This is a genomic window from Virgibacillus sp. MG-45 (assembly GCF_036409425.1).
GTDB lineage: Bacteria > Bacillota > Bacilli > Bacillales > Amphibacillaceae > LDC-1.
Window position 1 is genome coordinate 68,077 of record NZ_JAXOFU010000007.1, and the last position, 17,815, is coordinate 85,891.

Consider the following 17,815-nt stretch of genomic DNA (forward strand, 5'->3'; position numbering starts at 1 on the left):
AGATTTACAAATAAACGCATAAACCAATTGACAACAGGTTATTGCTATTGTAAACTTGCTTAGTGTGGAATGGTATGGTTTTCATTGTAAACTGCAATATTTGCGCATTTTTGTCGAAGCGTGCAAATTCTCTTAGAAAACGCACCTGGATAGAAACATTGATAGGAATTTTTCTTTCAAACTTAAAAGAAGCAATTACATTCTTCATTATGAGGAGTGTTGAATTTCTGCGTATGTTTTTTGTGAAAAATGAGCAATCTTCCTCGGAAGGTCTTCATTTCACGTTTCCAGTACATAATTAATCTTAATTCAAAGAGAATAACAATAAATGGGTGAAATCCAAGCGGGAGAAGAATGGAAGATGTCAGATTATGAACAAATGATAGTTAGACAACGGAAATGGATGCTTTACCTTCTCGCGATGTTTTTGCTTGGAGCTGGAATCACTCCATTTATGGAGGTCTTTCTAGGTCTGTTGTTGGGAACGATTGCAAGCTTTTATAATCTATACCTGTTGCAAAAAAAGACGCTTGAATTTACAGAAGCTATTGCAAGAAAACAATCTTCTCGAGGTATAGGGATGCTTTCAAGGTTCGCAGCTGCAGCGCTAGTCGTTCTGATTGCACTTCGATATGAAGAACAATTCCATATTATTGCTGTCATAATAGGATTAATGACTTCCTATATAGTCATTATGATAGATTTTATGATGTTTCAAAATAAGGATAAAGCTGGAAAGAGGGGTGAATAATGATGAATCATGGTGCACCGATAGTGGAAGACATTTTTGGCATTCCTTGGATGGATGTAAACCTATCTAATATTTTAATGATGTTTATCACATCGTTGATTGTATTCTTACTAAGCGTCTGGGGCGCAAGAAAATTACAAATGAAGCCAACAGGTGCGCAAAATGTCATGGAATGGATTCTTGAATTTATTAAAGGAATCATTAATGACACCATGGATTGGAAAACAGGGAAGCTTTTCTTACCACTAGCAATAACGCTTTTCACGTACATTCTTGTTGGAAACATGCTAGGGGTAATGACGAATGTAGTCGTTGGTGGAGATGTATGGTGGAAATCACCAACTGCTGATCCGGGGATTACGTTGACTCTTTCGGCGATGGTAGTTATTTTATCCCATTATTATGGTGTTAAGATGAAAGGTGGAAAAGAGTATGTTAAAGACTATTTTCGACCAGTGCCATTTTTGTTTCCAATTAAAATTATTGAAGAGTTTGCCAATACATTGACATTAGGTCTTCGTTTGTTTGGTAACCTTTACGCTGGTGAGGTATTATTAAGCTTACTTGTAGGGCTAACAACCTCTGGCGTGTTAGGCTTCGTCTTTGGATCTGTCCCGTTTCTTGCATGGCAAGGATTTAGTGTGTTTATTGGAGGGATCCAAGCGTTTATATTCACCATGCTTTCAATGGTTTACATTTCACATAAAGTCAGTGAAGATCACTAATCGATTGTGGAATTATCCCATTGCTTATAAGCAAGCAGTACATGAAAACATTAAAAAACCAGTTTTAGTAGGAAACTATTAAAACCGGAAATAATATTAAAATGATAAAAATCATTGAGGAGGATTTATATTATGGGAGCTTTAGCAGCTGCAATCGCAGTAGGATTAGGTGCATTAGGTGCAGGTATTGGTAACGGTTTGATCGTGAGTCGTACAGTGGAAGGAATCGCACGTCAACCAGAATTAAAAGGTCAATTGCAAACAACCATGTTTATTGGTGTTGGTTTGGTTGAGGCAATGCCTATTATCGCAACCGTTATTGCTTTGATCGTAATGTTCCAGTAAGCGGCAATTTTACTCCGGTTTACTGATGCTTGAAAGGAAATTTCCTTGAGCAGGCAACCTATTCATGGCGAAGGATATCTTTTGAAGAAAACTTCGCCGTTGTTTTTAATGAATTAGCCGAAACAATCATGAACGATACAAAAAGGTTTACCAATCAAGGTGAAAGGAGTGAATATTGTGCAAGCATTTACTGGACTTACACATGTTTATGCTGCGCTTGGTGGCTTTCGTCCGTTAGAAATGTTCATTCAGCTATTCTTCTTCGTTGTATTGCTATTGCTAGTGAAAAAATTTGCTTGGGGACCTGTTGTTTCCATGATGCAAAAACGTGAAGAATATGTAGCAAGTGAAATCGAAGCAGCTGAAAAGAGCCGTGCGGAAGCAGAGGAATCCTCTAAAAAAGCCGCAGAGCAATTATTGCAGACGAAACAAGAAGCACAAAAGATTATTGAAGATGCGAAACTTGCTGGGACAAAGCAAGAGCAAAATATTATTGAATCTGCTCGTCAAGAAGCAGAACGCATTAAGCAAGCTGCACAAGCTGATATACAAAACGAAAAAGAAAAGGCATTGCAAGCACTTCAAGATAAGGTTGCATCCTTATCCGTTCTTATTGCAAGTAAAGTAATTGAAAAAGAAATTAGTGCACAAGATCAAGAAAAATTGATCAATGAATATATTAAAGAGGTAGGAGAAGAGCGATGAGTGAAGCAATAGTTGCCAAACGATATGCAGATGCTCTTTTCCAGCTTGGGAATGATAAGGCTGCACTAGACCAGTTAATGGAAGAATTCCGTGTAGTCAAACAAGTGTTTCAAGAAGATAAGCAGCTTCGTGGATTTCTCGCACATCCTCGTATAACGCTTTCACAAAAAACGACATTTATTGATGAAGTGTTTAAGGATTGCTCGAAGGACGTCCTTAATACACTTAAACTTCTTGCAGAGCGTCATCGCGTAGCACTAGTACCCTCGATTATCGAAAATTTTATTAATCTGGTCAATAGTGCAAGAGGCGTTGCAGAAGCAACAGTACATTCTGTTCGAAAGTTATCCGATGCAGAACTGAAGGATTTGGAGACAACTGTTGCCAAACGCTTCAATAAAAGTGTTGTTCATCTTGAAAACAAGGTTGATCCTTCCTTACTTGGTGGGATTAAAATCCGCATTGGAAATACGATTATTGATGGTACGATTAGCGGGAAATTAAAACGTATCGAACGAAATATTATAACTTCGAACAATTGATGATAGGGGTGAAATGGTATGAGCATTAAAGCTGAGGAAATCAGTCTACTGATTAAACAGCAAATCGAATCATTTGATTCTGATATAGAAGTAAGTGATGTCGGAACAGTTATTGAAATTGGAGACGGTATCGCTCGTGCTCACGGTCTTGATAATGTCATGGCTGGAGAGCTAGTAGAATTTTCAAATGGTGTAATGGGAATGGCGCAAAACCTCGAGGAATCGAACGTAGGTATCGTAATCCTTGGTCCTTACACTGAAATAAAAGAAGGCGATGAAGTTCGTCGTACAGGTCGTATTATGCAAGTACCAGTTGGAGAGGAATTATTAGGACGCGTGGTGAATCCGTTAGGACAGCCTATTGATGGTAGAGGTCCTATCGAAACATCAAAAACAAGACCAATCGAATCTCCAGCACCGGGCGTTATGGCACGTAAATCTGTTCATGAGCCATTACAAACAGGTATTAAAGCGATCGACGCACTCGTTCCAATCGGACGTGGGCAGCGTGAATTAATTATCGGTGACCGTCAAACAGGAAAAACGACAGTCGCAGTAGATACAATCCTTAACCAAAAAGATCAAGATATGATCTGTATTTATGTTGCGATTGGACAAAAGGAATCTACTGTTAGAGGAACTGTTGAAACCTTCCGTCGCTATGGTGCACTTGATTATACGATCGTCGTTTCTGCTGGAGCATCTGATCCTGCTCCATTGCTTTATTTAGCACCTTATACAGGCGTTACAATGGGTGAAGAGTTCATGTATAACGGAAAGCATGTTCTCGTTGTATATGATGACTTATCCAAGCAAGCGGCAGCATATAGAGAGCTTTCCTTGTTGCTTCGTCGTCCTCCAGGTCGTGAAGCATTCCCAGGGGATGTATTCTATCTGCATTCACGTTTATTAGAGCGTGCTGCAAAGCTTAGTGATGCACTAGGTGGAGGTTCATTAACAGCACTTCCTTTTGTTGAAACACAAGCTGGCGATATTTCAGCATATATTCCAACAAACGTTATTTCAATTACAGATGGACAGATATTCCTACAATCGGATTTGTTCTTCTCTGGGGTACGTCCAGCAATTAATGCCGGACTTTCTGTTTCCCGTGTAGGTGGATCCGCACAAATTAAAGCGATGAAGAAGGTTGCAGGAACACTACGTCTTGATCTTGCATCATTCCGTGAGCTAGAAGCTTTTGCTCAGTTTGGCTCTGATTTAGACAAAGCAACCCAAGCAAAGCTTAACCGTGGGGAACGCACTGTAGAAGTACTTAAGCAAGGGCTGCATAAGCCGTTAGTAGTAGAAAAGCAAGTAATGATTCTCTATGCACTAACAAAAGGATTCCTAGATGATATTCCAACTATGGATATTACACGTTTTGAAGAAGAATTCCATGTATGGCTTGATAACAACCGTGCTGAATTACTCGCTTCTATTCGTGAAACTGGTAACCTTCCAGAAGCAGCAGATATGAATGATGCAATTGAATCATTTAAGAAAACGTTCTTGCCTACTGAAAAATAAGAAATAACATTTTCTTCTATATAAAAGAGTTTGGAGATGGAGAGTGTGAGAGGAATAGAATTATTCTGCTATTTCAACTCAATCTCTCGTTTTCAACCTCCGACCTTATATTAGGAAGGGTGGTGAAAAAGCTTGGCATCACTTAGAGACATTAAAAATCGAATTGACTCTACAGAGAAAACAAAGCATATTACAAAAGCGATGGAAATGGTTTCTGCGTCCAAAATGGCACGAGCAGAACAAAATGCAACAGCTTTTGTTCCATATAGCGATAAGATTCAAGAAGTTGTAGCACATCTAGCGGTAAACTCGGATGCAAGTCATCCAATGCTGCAAAAGCGTGCTGTAAAGAAAACAGGCTATTTAGTAATTACTTCTGATCGTGGCTTAGCTGGTGCATATAACAGTAGTGTGCTTAGAAAGCTATATCAAACAGTTCAAGAGCGACATCAATCTGCTGAAGACTATACAGTAATAGCGATTGGTCGTATGGGCTATGAATTTTGTAAAAAACGAGATATGCCAATCGCACAAAGTATATTAGGACTTTCAGATCAACCAAGCTTTGCAGATATTAAAAAGCTTGCCTCTGAAACGGTTCAAATGTTCAGTGATGGAGAAATTGATGAGCTTATCATTTTCTATAATCACTATGTAAGTGCCATTTCACAAGTAGTAACGGAAAGAAAGGTATTACCAATTACGAACATTGACTCGACTGCAGCATCAAGCAGTCAGTACGAGTATGAGCCGAATGAAGAGCAGATTTTAGAAGTGCTGTTACCACAGTATGCGGAAAGCTTAATATATGGTGCATTACTTGATGGAAAAGCAAGTGAGCACGCAGCGCGAATGACTGCTATGCGTAGTGCTACAGACAATGCGGAAGACCTTATTGATGGGCTTACATTATCTTATAACCGCGCGCGCCAAGCAGGAATCACACAAGAAATTACTGAAATTATTGGTGGGGTAGCTGCCCTAGAATAAGCAAGCTTGTCTATGTTTATAAGCAGTAAGTTAGGAGGGAAATCGATGAGCAAAGGACATGTTACACAGGTTATGGGACCAGTCGTTGACGTTAAGTTCGATGATGATAAGCTCCCTGAAATATACAATGCACTAACTGTCCAAATGAATGCTGATGCAGGCTCTTCAGAAAAAACAGAGCTTACATTAGAGGTTGCACTTCATCTAGGTGATAACACAGTAAGAACAATTGCTATGTCATCAACAGATGGTGTGCAACGTGGCATGGAGGTTACGGACTTAGGAAGACCGATTTCTGTACCAGTAGGTGAAGTTACCCTAGGTCGTGTATTTAACGTACTTGGAGAAAAAATTGATCTTGACGAACCATTGGCTGCAGATACGAGAAAGGATCCAATCCACCGTGAAGCGCCAAAATTCGAAGACTTATCAACTGAAACCGAAATTCTAGAAACAGGAATTAAGGTTGTTGACCTTTTAGCACCATATATTAAAGGTGGTAAAATCGGTCTATTTGGTGGTGCCGGAGTTGGTAAAACGGTATTAATTCAGGAATTAATAAACAACATTGCCCAAGAGCATGGTGGTATTTCTGTATTTGCCGGAGTTGGAGAACGTACTCGTGAAGGAAATGACCTTTACTATGAAATGAAAGATTCAGGTGTTATCGCTAAAACAGCGATGGTATTTGGACAAATGAACGAGCCACCAGGAGCACGTATGCGTGTTGCATTAACTGGTTTAACCATGGCTGAATACTTCCGTGATGAACAAGGGCAAGACGTACTTCTGTTTATCGATAACATTTTCCGTTTCACACAAGCGGGATCTGAAGTATCAGCGTTATTGGGACGTATGCCATCAGCGGTAGGTTATCAGCCAACCCTTGCAACAGAAATGGGACAATTACAAGAACGTATTACTTCAACGAATAAAGGTTCTGTTACTTCCATTCAAGCGATTTATGTACCAGCGGATGACTATACAGATCCAGCGCCAGCAACAACTTTCGCGCACTTGGATGCAACAACTAACTTAGATCGTAAGCTATCTGAGCAAGGTATCTATCCTGCTGTGGATCCATTAGCATCGACTTCTCGTGCACTAGATCCAGAAGTAGTGGGAAATGAACATTACGAAATCGCACGTGAGGTACAACGTACGTTACAACGCTATAAAGAGCTTCAGGACATCATTGCCATTCTTGGTATGGATGAGCTATCCGATGAAGATAAGCTAACAGTTGCTCGTGCACGTCGTATTCAGTTCTTCCTATCACAAAACTTCCACGTTGCTGAACAGTTTACTGGACAGCCAGGTTCTTATGTACCTGTTAAAGAAACAGTACAAGGCTTTAAGGAAATCCTTGCTGGAAAGTATGATGATCTACCAGAAGATGCATTCCGTTTAGTTGGTCGCATCGAAGAAGTTGTAGAAAAAGCAAAAAGCATGGAATAATATGGATGAGAGATGTAGGTTAGGAAAGTAGCGAATAAATGTAAATTCAACTACTACCTTAACAGGTTTTCCAAATAACGGAAAATACATCCTGCATGTCCAAGGAGGGGTTACATTGAAAACACTAACTGTGAGTGTTGTTACTCCTGATGGTCCAGTATTGGAAGATAGTTATGAAATGGTTAGCTGTAAAGCGGAAAACGGTGAGCTTGGTATTTTACCTGGTCATATCCCTTTAGTTGCTCCACTAACAATAAGTGCAGTCCGACTAAAGCGTGGAAATGATGTTGATCGTCTCGCTGTAAGTGGTGGATTTTTAGAAGTTCGCCCCGATAAAGTAACGATTCTTGCGCAGTCCGCTGAAAAGCCTTCAGATATTGATGTAAGCAGAGCACGTGAAGCAAAACAACGAGCTGAAAGTCGCTTACAGTCAAGACAAGACCATGTCGACTTCCATAGGGCAGAATTAGCACTCAAACGGGCTATGAACAGATTGAATGTTGTTCAACGCTAACATAATATTAAAGAACTCTCATAACAACTTGTTATGGGAGTTTTCTATTTTTGAGAAGACAAAAAAGCAATATATGTCGATATTTCCCGGGAAATAAGAAAACTAGGATGTATTGACTGGAATTGTCGTTCGGAATAACCAAAGGAGAAAGAAGAGGTGAACTTTCCGTTGACAACCATTGCAAAGCATGGCAGAGTAACATTAGTATTAGCAAATAGGAGGATTATATGTTTTCAATTGGACAGTTAGCTATTATTAGTATGATTTCACACCTTATATTTATTTTTATTACGTGGAGAATAATGCAAAGCATTAATTTTGAGCCTATTATTCGTAAAGGCCATGCAGCTGAGGCGAAAATCTTTTTATTGTTCCTCGCGATAATAATTGGTGCTGGTGTTAGTCGGTTTTTCTTAGAATTTATGCAGTGGTCCAGAGATTTGATGTATCTATTCTAATACATCATTCTAAATATCTAGTATTCTCTTAAACTATGTATATATGAATTCCCCTTTGATCATACTTATAAAAGCGTATGGTGAAGGGGGTTTTTTTATGAGAAAGGTTATTATTATCTCTGTACTAATCTATTTATTATCCAATAACGTGTTCGCATCTAGTATCAAAAAGGATGAACTCGTCCAATTAGCATCGATTATTACGAGTGAAGGAGATTTGATAGAAACATGGGAGATCACGATAAAGGAAAACGCGGAACGTTCAAGAATTGAACAGCTGCTGGAAGATTGGAAGCATAAAGACTCCGTTTTACGAGAAGAAGATGAAAACAGTATAAAATATGCTTCAAGAGACATCCATAAAACGTCTGGAATTATCGTATCCTATAATGCTGTTTTACCTAAAAACAAACAGTATCGTGCATCTTTTTCAATCGTAATAAAGGGTTCCGGTTGGGATCCACCTACACAGTCTGAATATCAAAAAATTAAACAACAAGTTACCGAACAATATTTCACAGAGAAACGGGAAATATTTACTTGTCTGACAACTAAACCTAATGCTATAATGGATATTGGTTATTTATCAGATAATCTAGCAAAAAAACTTAAATTACGACATGTTTCTACACAGACTGATAATCTAGTAAAAACGATGCATAAAAAAATTATTTACGGGTATACACCATTATGGGAAGAGCGGCTTATCATACATAATAAGCCAATGAATGTACAAATCGTTACTGAAATAGATAAGCAAGGTGACGTCACATTCACCATTGGAACACCTATCTTAATAAATGAATATTAATATTATGAAAATGGATCTGAAGGAGATTTGAAATATGGAAAAAATCATCGTAAGAGGCGGACAGCAATTAAGGGGCACTGTAAAGGTTGAAGGTGCAAAAAATGCAGTATTACCTGTTATTGCAGCCAGTCTTATTGCAAGTGAAGGAAAAAGCGTTATTTATGATGTTCCTGTCTTGGCAGATGTATATACAATCAATGAAGTACTACGAAATATGAATGCAAATGTACATTTTAGTAATAATACGGTAACGGTTGATGCTTCAACTGAATTGAAGACAGAAGCTCCTTTTGAATATGTACGAAAAATGCGTGCTTCCGTGCTTGTGATGGGACCACTATTAGCCCGTTATGGACACGCAAAGGTTGCTATGCCTGGAGGCTGTGCAATTGGTTCTCGCCCAATTGATCTTCATTTAAAAGGTTTTGAAGCAATGGGAGCAGAGGTCCATGTAGGGAATGGCTTTGTAGAAGCGCATGTTAATGGTCGCTTAAAGGGTGCAAAAATTTACCTTGATATGCCTAGTGTTGGCGCAACGGAAAACATTATGATGGCGGCAGCATTAGCAAAGGGCAAAACCATCATTGAAAACTGTGCAAAAGAACCTGAAATAGTTGACCTTGCCAACTACTTAAATAAGATGGGGGCAAAGGTTGTCGGTGCAGGAACAGAAACTATTCGCATCGAAGGTGTAGAAAAACTTCAGGGCGTGGAACACAATATCATACCTGATCGAGTAGAGGCAGGTACCTTTATGGTGGCTGCAGCTATTTCTCAAGGAGATATTTTAATTGAAAATGCGGTGAGTGAGCATTTGCGTCCTGTTATTTCAAAGCTTCAAGAAATGAATGTAACGATAGTGGAAGAAAAAAATGGTATTCGCGTGATCGGACCAGAAAAGCTCCAAGCTACGGATATCAAAACATTACCACATCCAGGGTTTCCTACTGACATGCAATCGCAAATGATGGCATTAATGTTATGTGCGGAAGGAACGAGTGTCATAACAGAAACCGTGTTTGAAAATCGCTTTATGCATGTTGAAGAGTTTCGCCGGATGAATGCGAAGATGAAAATTGAGGGGCGAAGTGTCATTATTGAAGGTCCTTCAAATCTACAAGGTGCTGAGGTTGCAGCAACCGATTTGCGTGCTGCCGCTGCGTTGATTTTAGCTGGTCTAGCTGCTGAGAACTTTACAAGAGTAACAGAATTGAAGCATCTAGATCGAGGATATGTTGATCTTGCTGGCAAGCTAGCTGCGCTCGGAGCAGATATTGAACGTGTTGATGAAAGTGGAGATGTCGTAACTCCTACAACTGAGGCAGATTTAGAAACTGCAAAATAACCGGCTATCTTTCTATTATTCTCATGAAGTGAGCCCCAATGAATAGTGAATATCTATTCATTGGGGCTTTTTTGTATGTGAAGAGGATTTAATATGTAAAAATGCATCTTTTATTTTATTTAAGGTTATGCTAAAATTAAATGAAAATTATAAATAATTTATAAAGGGTGAATCATCTTGAAATTATATCTTTCTGTTGATATGGAAGGAATTACTGGATTGCCCGACCATACATTTGTACTCGCTGAAAAGCATAATTACAACCGCGCTCGAAAGATTATGACAGATGAAACGAATTATGTTATCGAGGCAGCAATGCAAAGTGGTTGTAGTGAAATTGTTGTGAATGATAGCCATTCTAAAATGAACAACTTGTTAATTGATGCGTTACATCCTGAGGCATTGTTAATTACTGGTGAGGGGAAGCCTTTATCCATGATGCAAGGCTTAGATGCTTCCTATGATGGAGCACTATTTATTGGTTACCATGCTCGCGCTGGACAGTTTGGTGTTATGTCGCATTCAATGATCCATGCTGTACGGAATTTTTACATAAACGACCAACCAGTTGGTGAGTTGGGATTAAATGCCTATGTAGCTGGGTATTTTGAAGTTCCAATATTAATGGTAGCAGGAGATGATCAAGCAGTTAAAGAGGCAGAGGAATTGATCCCTAATGTAACGACTGCAACGGTAAAGGAAACGATATCGAGGTCTGCGGTTAAAAGCTTAACGCCCCAAAAAGCTGGTGAATTATTATCAAAACGTGTACAGCATGCTTTAGATAGACGGAACAAAGTCGATCCACTTGCTCCACCGGAAAAACCGGTCATAAAAATTGAATTTAACAATTATGGACAGGCAGAATGGGCCAGTCTCATGCCAGGTACAATCTTAGAAGCTGGAACAACAATCGTTCGCTTTGAGGCAAAGGATATATTGGAAGCGTATCAGGCCATGCTTGTAATGGTAGAACTAGCTTTAAACGCTACATTTTCATCGTGAGAAGTACATATTTATAAGGAGTTGATATGTATCGAATGAAGAAGCTAACCGCCCGTATCCAACATATTATTGAGAATACGAATGGCAAGTGGGGGATAGTCCTAGAAGACCTTGACCGAAACGAACGTTGGTATTGGAATGCGAACGAACCATTTTATGCAGCAAGTGTGATTAAAGTTCCGATTATGATGGCTGTTTTTCATGCGGCTCATAATGGTGATCTTTCATTAGATGATGAACTACAGCTGAAACAGGCAGATCAAGTAGGTGGTGCTGGTGTACTCCAGTATATGACGCCAGGTATCAAGCTACCGATATACGATGTCATGATGTTAATGATTATTCAGAGTGATAATACTGCTACCAACATGCTTATTGATCTTCTAGGAGAGCCTCATATTCAACAACGAATGGTCGAATATGAGTTTATTCAAAGTAAGTTTTACAACAAGCTAATGATTGTACCTGCAGTTAGGAAAGGAAATAATACGATTACAGCAGCAGAAATGAATGCCATGTTAAAAAAACTAGCCTTAGGCAAAGTGATTTCTGCGCATGCATGTGAGCAAATGATTGCGATATTAAAAAAGCAGCAAATTCAAGATGGACTTCCAGGCCGCCTAGCTTCTCCAGAGCCTTCTTACTTTGGAGGACAAAAAGATTGGGAAATTGCTCATAAAACAGGAAATGTTCAAGGAATTAACCATGATATAGGTATTTTTTATGTAGGGAAACGTCAATTAATTGCCTCTGTACTATCAAAGGATATGGATGATCTCGTTGCGCGGAATACAATCCAATTGATTGGCAGAGAAATCTATGATTATTTACATATAACCAAAAATGAAAGCGTTTGCTAACTAAATAGATTTTGGAATGTTAGAAAGATAATGATACAGGAGAGGGTTATGTGCTGCGCTATATATTAAAAAGATTATTGATTATGTGTATTACACTATGGATTATCGTGACACTTACGTTTGTTTTAATGATTTCTATTCCCGGCTCACCTTTTAATAGTGACCAGTCATCGAACGAAACAGTACAAGCAAATCTGGAAAAATTTTATAATCTGGACGAACCTTACTATATTCAATACTTCCAATATATAAAATCGGTTATTCTATTTGATTTTGGTCCTTCTATTAAACAACCGAATCAAACGGTAAATGATTTATTAGGGAGGGGCTTTCCCATTTCATTTGAATTAGGACTTATAACGATCATCGTTGCTGTTATATCAGGGATTATTCTAGGTGTTATTGCAGCTCTCCGACATAATGGCTTCGTTGATTATCTAGCAATGGGAGTTGCTGTATTTGGAATATCAATTCCGAACTTTATTTTAGCTACGCTATTAATTCAACAGCTAGCCGTAAATGCGGAATGGTTCCCAGTAGCCACATGGTCTAGTCCAAAGCATATGGTTCTTCCTGTACTAGCATTGGCAACAGGTCCGATGGCGATTATCGCCAGACTAACGAGGTCCACGATGCTAGAAGTGCTCACCCAGGATTACATCAAGATGGCGCGTGCAAAAGGATTATCACCATGGAAAATAATTTTCAAGCATGCCTTACGTAATGCGCTCATGCCAGTAGTAACCATTATGGGAACTTTATTAGCAGGTATATTGACAGGTACATTTGTTATTGAGCAAATATTTGCGATCCCAGGGATGGGAAAGTATTTTGTAGAAAGCATTAATCATCGAGATTATCCAGTAATCATGGGAACAACGGTGTTTTATAGCGTCTTCTTAATTATGATGTTATTTCTAGTTGATATTGCTTATGGCATATTGGACCCGCGTATAAAGGTACATCAAAAGGAGGGTGAATAGTATGAAATATACCTCAAAGGATTCCATCATGCCCTCCTCTACGAACATTCCCGATGATTGGTTTGAATGGGAACAGTCAGATAAAACGCAAGCAGAGAAGGTTGCTCGTCCTTCTTTATCCTATTGGAATGATGCATGGAAACGACTACGTAAAAATAAACTAGCAATGACAGGTCTCGTTTTTTTAATCATCTTAATCTTTTTAGCTATCTTTGGACCGATTTTATCTCCTTATGAAGTGAATAAATCAGATTTGCCCAATCAATATCAGGAACCATCTGCATCCCATTGGTTTGGCACAGATTCCCATGGACGTGATGTATTTACACGTACGTGGTTTGGTGCACGGATATCATTGTTTGTTGGATTAATGGCAGCATTAATTGATGTATCGATTGGTATTATTTATGGAGGAATTGCGGGCTATAAGGGTGGACGTACAGATAATGTGATGATGCGCATTATTGAAATATTATATGGACTTCCGTACTTGTTAGTCGTTATTTTGCTTTTAGTAGTATTAGGACCGAGCTTAACGACGATTATTGTTGCGCTGACCGTAACCGGATGGGTTGGAATGGCGCGAATTGTTCGCGGGCAAGTACTACAAATAAAAAACTATGAGTTTGTGCTTGCCTCTAGGTCATTTGGTACGAAGACATCACGTATTATTCGGCGTAATTTACTTCCAAATTCGATGGGGCCGATAATTGTACAAATGACGTTGACCGTACCATCGGCAATATTTGCAGAAGCATTTTTAAGCTTTTTAGGACTTGGAATTCAATCCCCATATGCAAGCTGGGGAACGATGGCAAATGATTCACTAGGGGCCATATTATCAGGAAATTGGTGGACGTTATTTTTTCCTGCCTTTTTTATCTCCTTTACGATGTTTGCCTTTAACGTACTAGGTGATGGACTACAGGATGCACTCGATCCGAAGCTGAGGAAGTAGGTGTATAGATGACAAATATTCTTGAAGTTGAAGATCTACACGTCACATTTTCTACATATGGTGGAACAGTCAAAGCAGTGCGTGGAGTCACATTTTCATTAAAACAAGGAGAAACGCTAGCAATTGTAGGAGAGTCAGGCTGCGGAAAAAGTGTCACATCCAATGCGATTATGCGACTTATTCCAAATCCACCAGGGAAAATTGATAAAGGTTCGATTCGCTTTAAAGGCAAGGATTTAATGCATGAGACAGAGAAGAAAATGCGTTCGATTCGCGGTGTTGATATATCAATGATTTTTCAGGATCCGATGACTGCGTTAAATCCGACCTTAACCATTGGCTCACAGCTAATGGAAGGGCTCAGAGAGCATCATAAGGTGTCTCCTGACAAAGCAAAAAGAAAAGCGATTGAAATGATGGAATTAGTTGGAATTTCTAATCCGGCAGAGAGATTAAAGCAATATCCTCACCAATTTAGTGGTGGAATGCGTCAACGAATTGTGATTGCAATGGCACTTATCTGTGAACCAGAGCTACTCATTGCGGATGAACCAACAACCGCACTTGACGTAACCATTCAAGCACAGATTTTAGAGCTTTTCGAGAAAATCCAAAAGGTGACAGGTGTTTCCATTATTTTAATTACGCATGATCTTGGGGTTGTTGCGAATATAGCTGATCGAATTGCAGTCATGTATGCAGGGAAGATCATTGAAATGGGAGAGAAAAGAGATATTTTTTATCGTCCACAGCATCCCTATACAAAAGGACTCTTAAAATCTGTTCCTCGCCTGGATCTAGATGGCGAAAAACTAACACCGATTGATGGTACACCACCTGATTTATTCTCACCTCCAAAGGGCTGCTCATTTTATGCGCGTTGTCCTTTTGCAATGAAGGTGTGTAATAAAGTTTATCCTGTTCAAACCAACATAACTGATTCTCACCATGTAGCGTGCTGGTTGCAGGATGAACGGGCAAAGCAATTGCAAGCTACTCTGCCGATAAAATAGTGAGTAGCTCGCAAGTAGCAATAAAGTTTTAAGAATATGGAGGAAATAAAATGAACAAAGGGGGAAATACAGTGAAGAAGTTTCTGGTTTTTTTAATGACCGTGTTCGCAGTTTTTGTACTAGTCGGTTGTACCGCAACAAAGGATGCAGGTAAAGAGCCAAATGATGAAGAAGGTAAAGATGCAAAGGAAAGTACAGAAAAGATTTTAAAGCTAAATAATGGAACAGAACCGAAATCATTAGACCCTTCGATTGGATTTGATGCAGTATCTTGGGATCCGTTGAATAATTTAATGGAAGGTTTAACTCGGCTGAATAAGGACCATGTTGCAGAACCCGCCACAGCGGAAAAAATTGATGTTTCAGAAGATGGAAAAACATATACCTTCACGATTAGAGAGGATGCTAAATGGTCGAATGGCGATCCTGTCGTGGCAAAGGATTTTGAGTTTGCTTGGAAATATATGCTTGATCCAGCTAATGCTTCTGAAGCAGCTTTTCTCGGATACTTTATTGAAGGAGCAGAAGCATTTAACAATGGAGAAGGCAAAGCTGATGATGTGAAAGTAACGGCAAAGGACGACAAGACATTAGAGGTTGTTTTAACAGCCCCAACAGGATTTTTCCCGGATTTGCTAACAAATCCAGCGTTCTTTCCTATTAACCATAAGGTTGCTGCAGAAACGCCAGATTGGCATGCGGAGGCAGATACCTTTGTATCAAATGGACCATTTAAGTTAGAATCGTGGGACCATGATGTGGAAATGGTTTTTGCTAAGAACGATCAATATTGGGATAAAGGTGCAGTAAAGCTTGATAAAGTTCATTTTGCGATGGTAAATGATTCGAATACGCAGTATCAAATGTTTGAAAGTGGAGATCTTGATACCGCAAGTATTCCAGCAGAGCTTTCTGACCAACTGATTGACGGTGAGAATGTATTTATTGGAGATTATGGTGGACTGGAATTTTATCGATTTAATGTAAAAGAAGAACCATTTCAAAATAAAAAGATCCGAAAGGCGTTTGCATATGCTGTCAATCGAGAGAATATTGCGGAGTATGTCGTAAAAAATGGTGTGGAGCCTGCATTTGGCTTTGTTTCTCCAGGGTTTAAAGGGCCAGATGGAAAGGATTTCCGTGAAAAAAACGGGGATTTAGTTACATTTGATGCCGAGAAGGCAAAGCAATTACTGGAGGAAGGAATGAAGGAGGAAGGCTATGAGAAGCTTCCACCAATAACGCTTTCCTATAATACAAGTGATACGAATAAAGCAGTAGCAGAAGAGCTACAAAATATGTATAAGGAAACACTTGGGGTCGAGGTATCTTTAGAAAATCAGGAATGGAATGTGTTCTCTGAAGCACAAAAAGCATTGGAACTGCAGTTTTCGCGGAGCTCTTTCATTAATGACTATAGTGATCCAATTAACTTTTTAGAAAGCTTTATAACAGACTCTTATATGAATCGTACGGGATTCTCTAGTAAAGCATACGATGAGCTAATTGCAAAAGGAAAAACAGAGTCGGATGAAGAAAAACGTTGGGAATATATGTATGAGGCAGAAAAAATGCTAGCCGAAGAAATGATTATTATGCCAATTCGTTATTACAATACAGTTGTTTTAGAAGCAGAAGGCGTTTCGGGCATTTTACGTCATCCAGTTGGCTATTTTGATTTAAAGTATGCCGATAAACAAAATTAATTAGGATACAAATGCTGGGGCGAATAGGGTAACTGAGTCAATCATAAAAAATCTTTTGTCCCAGCATCACTTTTATCCGTACGGAAGGGATGAGCTTGCTTGATATGATTTATCCAGATCGTTTACAAGTTGGAGATACGATTGGCGTACTTGCTCCTGCAAGTCCACCAAACATGGAAAAGCTGTATCAGGCAATTCCATTGCTAGAAAAAAAGGGACTAAAGGTCAAGCTAGGAAATTATGTTTCTACCGTATATGGCTATTTAGCGGGAACAGATGAAGAACGTTTAGATGATCTGAATACGATGATTGCAGATAAAACGATAAAAGCAATTTTTTTTGCAAGAGGAGGCTATGGAACAGGAAGAATCGCTGATCGTATTGACTATGCATTACTACGTGACAACCCAAAAATTATATGGGGCTATAGTGATATTACATACTTACACACTGCTATTCATAAGCAAGCAGAATTAGTTACATTTCATGGTCCGATGATCGAGTCAGATATCGCAAAACCTGATTTTGACTCGAAATCATTCGCTATGTTGGATCAATTATTTGCACCGATGGAAATACGTTATACAGAGGAGATTTCTCCACTTCACGTGCTTGTTCCTGGAACAGCGCGAGGACAGCTTGTTGGTGGCAACCTTTCCCTTTTGACGAGCACACTTGGAACGTCTTTTGAGATCGATACAAAGGATAAAATCCTTTTAATAGAGGATATTGGCGAGGCGCCATATCGGATCGATTCCATGCTCAACCAGCTGCGCTTAGCTGGAAAACTCTCCAAGCTAGCAGGGGTAGCTGTGGCCGATTTTGCCGATTCATCTCCAAAAGCTTCTCCATCCCTCACATTAGAAGAGGTATTTGACCACTACTTTCAAAAAATAGCGTGTCCGGTAGTAACAGGCTTTAAAATAGGTCATTGCACACCAAATATAGCTATTCCTTTAGGTGTTGAAGCAACACTTGATAGCACCTCAAAAACGTTATTGATTACACCAGGAGTGCAATGAAAGGAGCATGGACGCTTAGAGGTTTACTTGCATCAAGGTGGTGACTCCAATCGGAAAAGCATGAGATTTGAGACACTAGGGAAGCGGGTTTCTT

Annotated in this window: 19 protein-coding genes; all 19 read left to right on the forward strand. The window is 39.2% G+C overall.

Going from position 1 to position 17,815, the window contains the following annotated elements; translation table 11 throughout:
- The first annotated feature begins 328 nt into the window (after positions 1 to 328).
- The gene (locus SPK86_RS09160; protein WP_330949171.1) at positions 329 to 751 is read left to right on the forward strand and encodes an ATP synthase subunit I; all 423 of its coding nucleotides are present in this window, start codon (positions 329 to 331) and stop codon (positions 749 to 751) included.
- Positions 752 to 753: 2 nt separating this feature from the next.
- On the forward strand, positions 754 to 1,476 hold the full coding sequence (atpB, locus tag SPK86_RS09165) for a F0F1 ATP synthase subunit A (protein WP_284140298.1): 723 nt from the start codon (positions 754 to 756) through the stop codon (positions 1,474 to 1,476).
- A gap of 132 nt (positions 1,477 to 1,608) precedes the next feature.
- Entirely contained in the window at positions 1,609 to 1,821 is a 213-nt protein-coding gene (gene atpE, locus SPK86_RS09170) for a F0F1 ATP synthase subunit C (RefSeq protein ID WP_284140127.1), read from the forward strand.
- A gap of 177 nt (positions 1,822 to 1,998) precedes the next feature.
- Entirely contained in the window at positions 1,999 to 2,526 is a 528-nt protein-coding gene (gene atpF / locus SPK86_RS09175) for a F0F1 ATP synthase subunit B (RefSeq protein WP_284140126.1), read from the forward strand.
- Positions 2,523 to 3,068 (forward strand): F0F1 ATP synthase subunit delta, encoded by a 546-nt coding sequence (locus SPK86_RS09180; protein WP_284140125.1) that lies wholly within the window; start codon positions 2,523 to 2,525, stop codon positions 3,066 to 3,068. Before atpF ends, SPK86_RS09180 begins: the two co-directional genes overlap by 4 nt.
- Positions 3,069 to 3,086: 18 nt before the next feature.
- Positions 3,087 to 4,598 carry a F0F1 ATP synthase subunit alpha gene (gene atpA, locus SPK86_RS09185; protein ID WP_284140124.1) on the forward strand — a complete coding sequence of 504 codons (1,512 nt, stop codon included), beginning with the start codon at positions 3,087 to 3,089 and terminating at the stop codon, positions 4,596 to 4,598.
- A gap of 132 nt (positions 4,599 to 4,730) precedes the next feature.
- Positions 4,731 to 5,588: an ATP synthase F1 subunit gamma gene (gene atpG / locus SPK86_RS09190; protein ID WP_284140123.1), complete on the forward strand. Its 858-nt coding sequence runs from the start codon at positions 4,731 to 4,733 to the stop codon at positions 5,586 to 5,588.
- Positions 5,589 to 5,633: 45 nt separating this feature from the next.
- Positions 5,634 to 7,046 (forward strand): F0F1 ATP synthase subunit beta, encoded by a 1,413-nt coding sequence (gene atpD / locus SPK86_RS09195; RefSeq protein WP_284140122.1) that lies wholly within the window; start codon positions 5,634 to 5,636, stop codon positions 7,044 to 7,046.
- Positions 7,047 to 7,161: 115 nt separating this feature from the next.
- Positions 7,162 to 7,560, forward strand: coding sequence for a F0F1 ATP synthase subunit epsilon (locus SPK86_RS09200; protein ID WP_284140121.1), 399 nt, complete (start codon positions 7,162 to 7,164; stop codon positions 7,558 to 7,560).
- Between the two features lie 227 nt (positions 7,561 to 7,787).
- Entirely contained in the window at positions 7,788 to 8,018 is a 231-nt protein-coding gene (locus tag SPK86_RS09205) for a DUF1146 family protein (protein WP_284138951.1), read from the forward strand.
- A 97-nt stretch (positions 8,019 to 8,115) separates the two neighbouring features.
- Complete coding sequence (locus SPK86_RS09210) at positions 8,116 to 8,829, forward strand: YwmB family TATA-box binding protein (protein WP_284138952.1); 714 nt, start codon at positions 8,116 to 8,118, stop codon at positions 8,827 to 8,829.
- A gap of 34 nt (positions 8,830 to 8,863) precedes the next feature.
- Positions 8,864 to 10,174, forward strand: coding sequence for a UDP-N-acetylglucosamine 1-carboxyvinyltransferase (gene murA / locus SPK86_RS09215; RefSeq protein ID WP_284138953.1), 1,311 nt, complete (start codon positions 8,864 to 8,866; stop codon positions 10,172 to 10,174).
- Between the two features lie 177 nt (positions 10,175 to 10,351).
- Positions 10,352 to 11,179, forward strand: coding sequence for a M55 family metallopeptidase (locus SPK86_RS09220; RefSeq protein ID WP_284138954.1), 828 nt, complete (start codon positions 10,352 to 10,354; stop codon positions 11,177 to 11,179).
- 26 nt (positions 11,180 to 11,205) lie between these two features.
- The gene (locus SPK86_RS09225; RefSeq protein ID WP_330949172.1) at positions 11,206 to 12,039 is read left to right on the forward strand and encodes a serine hydrolase; all 834 of its coding nucleotides are present in this window, start codon (positions 11,206 to 11,208) and stop codon (positions 12,037 to 12,039) included.
- A 50-nt stretch (positions 12,040 to 12,089) separates the two neighbouring features.
- Positions 12,090 to 13,022, forward strand: coding sequence for an ABC transporter permease (locus SPK86_RS09230; RefSeq protein ID WP_284138956.1), 933 nt, complete (start codon positions 12,090 to 12,092; stop codon positions 13,020 to 13,022).
- Between the two features lies 1 nt (position 13,023).
- The gene (locus SPK86_RS09235) at positions 13,024 to 13,980 is read left to right on the forward strand and encodes an ABC transporter permease (RefSeq protein ID WP_330949173.1); all 957 of its coding nucleotides are present in this window, start codon (positions 13,024 to 13,026) and stop codon (positions 13,978 to 13,980) included.
- Between the two features lie 8 nt (positions 13,981 to 13,988).
- Positions 13,989 to 14,993, forward strand: a complete 1,005-nt coding sequence (locus SPK86_RS09240) for an ABC transporter ATP-binding protein (RefSeq protein ID WP_284138958.1) — start codon at positions 13,989 to 13,991, stop codon at positions 14,991 to 14,993.
- 71 nt (positions 14,994 to 15,064) lie between these two features.
- Positions 15,065 to 16,699: a peptide ABC transporter substrate-binding protein gene (locus SPK86_RS09245; protein WP_284138959.1), complete on the forward strand. Its 1,635-nt coding sequence runs from the start codon at positions 15,065 to 15,067 to the stop codon at positions 16,697 to 16,699.
- A gap of 104 nt (positions 16,700 to 16,803) precedes the next feature.
- Complete coding sequence (locus SPK86_RS09250; protein WP_284139275.1) at positions 16,804 to 17,721, forward strand: S66 peptidase family protein; 918 nt, start codon at positions 16,804 to 16,806, stop codon at positions 17,719 to 17,721.
- Positions 17,722 to 17,815: the final 94 nt, after the last annotated feature.

Excerpts from the sequence above, each read along its gene's own strand:
- murA (WP_284138953.1), top strand. The coding sequence starts at position 8,864 with ATGGAAAAAATCATCGTAAGAGGCGGACAGCAATTAAGGGGCACTGTA.
- SPK86_RS09235 (WP_330949173.1), top strand. The coding sequence starts at position 13,024 with ATGAAATATACCTCAAAGGATTCCATCATGCCCTCCTCTACGAACATT.
- SPK86_RS09160 (WP_330949171.1), top strand. The coding sequence starts at position 329 with ATGGGTGAAATCCAAGCGGGAGAAGAATGGAAGATGTCAGATTATGAA.
- atpB (WP_284140298.1), top strand. The coding sequence starts at position 754 with ATGAATCATGGTGCACCGATAGTGGAAGACATTTTTGGCATTCCTTGG.
- atpD (WP_284140122.1), top strand. The coding sequence starts at position 5,634 with ATGAGCAAAGGACATGTTACACAGGTTATGGGACCAGTCGTTGACGTT.
- SPK86_RS09210 (WP_284138952.1), top strand. The coding sequence starts at position 8,116 with ATGAGAAAGGTTATTATTATCTCTGTACTAATCTATTTATTATCCAAT.
- SPK86_RS09205 (WP_284138951.1), top strand. The coding sequence starts at position 7,788 with ATGTTTTCAATTGGACAGTTAGCTATTATTAGTATGATTTCACACCTT.
- SPK86_RS09250 (WP_284139275.1), top strand. The coding sequence starts at position 16,804 with ATGATTTATCCAGATCGTTTACAAGTTGGAGATACGATTGGCGTACTT.
- SPK86_RS09180 (WP_284140125.1), top strand. The coding sequence starts at position 2,523 with ATGAGTGAAGCAATAGTTGCCAAACGATATGCAGATGCTCTTTTCCAG.
- SPK86_RS09240 (WP_284138958.1), top strand. The coding sequence starts at position 13,989 with ATGACAAATATTCTTGAAGTTGAAGATCTACACGTCACATTTTCTACA.
- atpE (WP_284140127.1), top strand. The coding sequence starts at position 1,609 with ATGGGAGCTTTAGCAGCTGCAATCGCAGTAGGATTAGGTGCATTAGGT.
- atpA (WP_284140124.1), top strand. The coding sequence starts at position 3,087 with ATGAGCATTAAAGCTGAGGAAATCAGTCTACTGATTAAACAGCAAATC.
- SPK86_RS09225 (WP_330949172.1), top strand. The coding sequence starts at position 11,206 with ATGTATCGAATGAAGAAGCTAACCGCCCGTATCCAACATATTATTGAG.